The 4495-nt window shown below is 54.2% G+C and carries 2 protein-coding genes and 1 pseudogene; all 3 read right to left on the bottom strand.

From position 1 onward, the window contains the following. Positions 1-2027, bottom strand: a 2027-nt coding sequence (locus tag G6041_RS01020; RefSeq protein WP_024144542.1) for a heavy metal translocating P-type ATPase, incomplete at its 3' end; no start/stop codon positions are given. Between the two features lie 126 nt (positions 2028-2153). Next, on the bottom strand, positions 2154-2594 hold the full coding sequence (locus G6041_RS01025) for a DUF411 domain-containing protein (RefSeq protein ID WP_000758228.1): 441 nt from the start codon (positions 2592-2594) through the stop codon (positions 2154-2156). 86 nt (positions 2595-2680) lie between these two features. Beyond that, positions 2681-4495 (bottom strand): annotated as a pseudogene (silA, locus tag G6041_RS01030) (Cu(+)/Ag(+) efflux RND transporter permease subunit SilA); the annotation flags it as partial.

Here is a 4495-nt window from a genome sequence, read left to right on the forward strand (position 1 = left end):
CCGGCTTCAACCTCATCTATTCCCAGTTTCCGTGCGACTGCTTCAGCAGTAAGCTGGTTATCCCCGGTGAGCATAACGATGCGGATCCCCGCCTGACGCAAAGCTTTAAGCGCATCCGGCGTGGTTGTTTTCACGGGATCCGAGATAGCTATCAGGCCTGCAAGGTCCCCGTCTGTGGCCACATAGATAACGGTAGCGCCTTCCATCCGCAACGTATCCGCAACGGCCTTTTGATTATCAATAACTATACTGTTTTCCTGCATAGCCAGTTCATTACCAATAACAACCCGTTGACCTTCGACATCGCCTGAGACACCTTTACCCGACGGTGCATCGAAATGAGTGACTGCGGGTATTGCGATCCCCTTTTCCTGTGCTGCTTTAACTACTGCCATACCCAGCGGATGCTGCGAGCCTTTTTCCACTGCGGCTGTTACACGCAAAAGAGATGTTTCCCCACCCGGATTGAGACTGATAATCCCTGTCACCGTAGGCGAACCTTCCGTGAGCGTGCCTGTTTTGTCGACAACCAGCGTGTCCACTTTTTCAAGACGCTCAAGGGCTTCGGCATTCCTGATTAACACCCCGGCCTGGGCTCCTTTGCCCACCCCCACCATTATCGACATCGGCGTGGCCAGCCCCAGCGCGCAGGGACAGGCAATAATCAGGACCGACACAGCCGCAATGAGACCGTGCGCCATCCTGGGCTCGGGCCCCCAGACAGACCAGATCACGAAAGCAACAACCGCGATAAGTATCACCAGAGGAACAAACCAGCCTGAAACGCTGTCAGCCATTCTCTGGATGGGGGCACGCGAACGCTGTGCATCAGCGACCATCTGAACAATTCGTGAGAGCATTGTTTCATCACCGACTTTCTCTGCACGGATGATGAGACTCCCTGTCTGATTAATGGTCCCCCCGATGACAGGGTCACCCTCCGTTTTGGTAACCGGCATAGATTCCCCGGTCACCATCGATTCATCAACGGTTGTTTTGCCTTCGATCACGATACCGTCGACCGGAATACTCTCTCCAGGTCTGATGCGGAGCTTATCGCCAGGCAGGACATCTTCCGCATTAATATCCGTTTCATGACCGTCATGATCCAGCCGTCTGGCGGTTTTGGGGGCAAGGTTCAGAAGCGCAGTAATGGCGCCTGAGGTTTGTTCCCGTGCCCGCAGCTCAAGAACCTGTCCCAGCAGAACAAGCACCGTAATAACTGCTGCGGCTTCAAAATAAACGGCCACCAGGCCATCCATGTTTCTGAACGATGCAGGAAACCAGGAGGGGAAGACGGTTGCAATGACGCTGTAAACCCAGGCTACGCCGGTCCCCATTGCAACAAGGGTAAACATATTCAGGGAGCGGTTACGTAACGACATTCCGGCCCGGGCGAAGAATGGCCAGCCACACCACAACACGACAGGGGAGGCCAGAAGCAGCTGCAGCCATGTGTTGTACTGTGGCGGTACTGTATTCCTCAACTCGGGAAACAGATGAGATCCCATTTCGAGTACCAGAACCGGAAACGCCAGCAACAACCCCAGCCAGAAGCGTCTTGTCATGTCGTGAAGTTCATCACTCGGCCCCGTGGATGCCGTAGCTACGAGCGGCTCCAGTGCCATTCCACAGACAGGACAGCTTCCGGGACCACTGCGGCGTATCTCCGGGTGCATCGGACATGTCCACACACCTTCAGAATTCTCTTTTTCCGCCTGGTGGTGAGGCTGTTTTATCTGATCAGGGCTGACTTCGTGATGATCGTGGTGATGGTGATGGGAATGTTCACTGGCATCTTCGGTAAGATAACGATCGGGATGGGCTTTAAATTTACTCTCACAGCTGGCGGAGCAGAAATAAAGTTGATGGTCCTGGTATCGAATGCTGCTGTGCGCCCTGTCGGGCAGGATGGCCATCCCGCACACGGGATCTCTCACCTTATGCAATACGTGGCCCTCGTCCGGGGATAATGTCTGCTCAGAAGCAGTCTGGTTGTTGTGTTGCACTGCATTGTCATTTTTCACAGTAACTCTCCTTATGCATACCGAAGCATCTTCTGTCTTCAGGGTATGTCATGGATGCGATTACCACGAATATCGCCGGCACAGGAGTGCCTGCTACCGGCGTCCCGTTATCAGCCGTTCCGCTGACTATTCGATTCGCTGGAAGACTTTTTTACTTCCATCCGGTGAGAATGCGATAACATCGTAAGCCTCTTTTCGGGCTCCCATCTCCATTCCAGGACTTCCTGCTGGCATACCGGGGGTGGCGAGACCGTATATACCTGAACCAGACTGCATTGCCTTATGTATCGTTGTCGCAGGCACATGGCCTTCAATGATCAAATTACCGGCAACCGCGGTATGACAACTTCGCAGTCCTGCAGGAATAGCATGCTTTTCTTTCAGGGCTGACAGCGCCTGATCATTCATGACGTGAGTTCGTACTTCAAACCCGTCTTTTTCCATCGCCTTGCCCCACAGGGAACAACAGCCACAGTTTTCAGATTTGTACATATCAATCACTTTTTCACTCGCCATCGCGGGCAGTGAAAGGCCGAGAGCCAGCGCCATCAGAACCACTTTTTTCATACTCACCTCTGTATATTATCGATTTAAACCCTGACGTCAGGGTGAATCAGTAAAGAAGGACACCCACAGGGGGTGCCCTTTCAGGTTCAGGACACGCTTTTTTTATGTCTGCGCAGCCAGATTAATTTGTAGGCGGCAGGAATAATGAACAGGGACAGCAGCGGAGCCGTGATCATCCCACCAATCATGGGTGCCGCGATACGGCTCATGACTTCTGAACCTGCACCGGTTCCCCAGAGTATTGGCAGCAGACCCGCAATGATCACCGCCACGGTCATGGCTTTCGGCCGGACACGCAGTACGGCACCATGATAGAGGGCTTCATCAAGGCCTTCCGGTGTGAACGTCTCTTTACGGGACAATTCCGGGTGCGCTTCAATGGCATGACGCAGATACATCAGCATGACCACGCCAAACTCTGCTGCCACCCCGGCCAGAGCGATAAACCCCGTTCCGGTTGCGACAGACATATGGAAGCCCTGCCAGTACAGGAACCATATCCCGCCAACCAGGGCGAACGGCAGGCTCATCAGGATCAGCAGGGCTTCATCAACCCGGCGGAATGCCAGATACAACAGGATGAAGATGATCATCACCGTCATCGGCACCATCAGCTTCAGTTTCTTGTTGGCATGCTCAAGCAGTTCAAACTGTCCGGAGAATGACACGCTGGTACCCGGTCTCAGTTTCACTTTCTGACTGATCGCCGTTTTAATGTCATTAACCACCGACACCATATCCCTGCCGCGCGCGTCAATGTAAATCCAGCTGGCTGGACGGGCATTTTCCGTTTTCAGCATAGTCGGCCCGGAAACGACCTTAATATCCGCAACATCGCCCAGCGTGATCTGCTGCTTCATCGGGGTCAGGATCGGCATCTGTTTCAGGGCCTGCGGGCTGTTCCGGTAATCCTGCGGATAGCGGATATTAATCGGGTACCGGGCCACGCCTTCAACCGTTTCCCCTACCGTCGCGCCGCCGATGGCTGATGAGATGAACAGCTGCACATCGCCCACCGTCATTCCGTAGCGGGAGGCTTTTTCCCGGTTGATATCCACATCAATGTAGCGCCCGCCTTCCAGTCGCTCTGCGAGAGCAGACACTACGCCGGGTACGGTTTTGGCGACCGCTTCGATACTCTGCGCCGTTGCATCGATATCGGACAGAACCGTTCCGGACACCTTGATACCTATCGGGCTTTTGATCCCGGTTGAGAGCATATCAATACGGTTACGGATTGGCGGCACCCAGAGGTTTGCCAGCCCCGGTAAACGGACGGTCCTGTCGAGTTCTTCAATAATCTTGTCAATCGTCATGCCTGGACGCCACTGATCCTCAGGTTTGAGCTGGATCGTGGTTTCAACCATTTCGAGCGGTGCGGAATCCGTGGCGGTCTCTGCTTTACCGGTCTTGCCAAATACAGAGGCCACTTCAGGAACGCTTTTGATTAACTTGTCCGTCGTCTGCAGGAGCGCTGCAGCTTCAGCCGGAGAGACACCCGGCAGGGTCGACGGCATATACAACAGGTCGCCCTCGTTAATCTTCGGCAGAAACTCACCGCCCACCTGGCTCAGCGGCCAGATAACGGTGAAAATGGACAAGGCCGCAACCAGCAGGGTTGTTTTTGGCCAGTGGAGAACCCGCAACAGCAATGGATGATACGCTTTGATCAGTACCCGGTTCAGGGGGTTACTGGTCTCTGCAGGAATTTTCCCCCGGATCCAGAATCCCATCAGAATCGGAATGACGATGATGGCCAGCGCGGCCGCGCCCGCCATGGAGTACGTTTTCGTGAATGCCAGCGGGCCAAACAGACGTCCTTCCTGACCTTCCAGGGTAAAGATAGGAATAAAGGACAGGGTGATGATCAGCAGGCTGATAAACAGTGCGGGTCCCACTTC

The sequence above is a fragment of the Cronobacter sp. HA18003 genome, assembly GCF_011605905.1.
Lineage (GTDB): Bacteria > Pseudomonadota > Gammaproteobacteria > Enterobacterales > Enterobacteriaceae > Cronobacter > Cronobacter sakazakii.

What these genes read in the sequence shown, in the direction of transcription:
- G6041_RS01025 (WP_000758228.1), bottom strand. Translation starts at nt 2,594, where the DNA reads ATGAAAAAAGTGGTTCTGATGGCGCTGGCTCTCGGCCTTTCACTGCCC.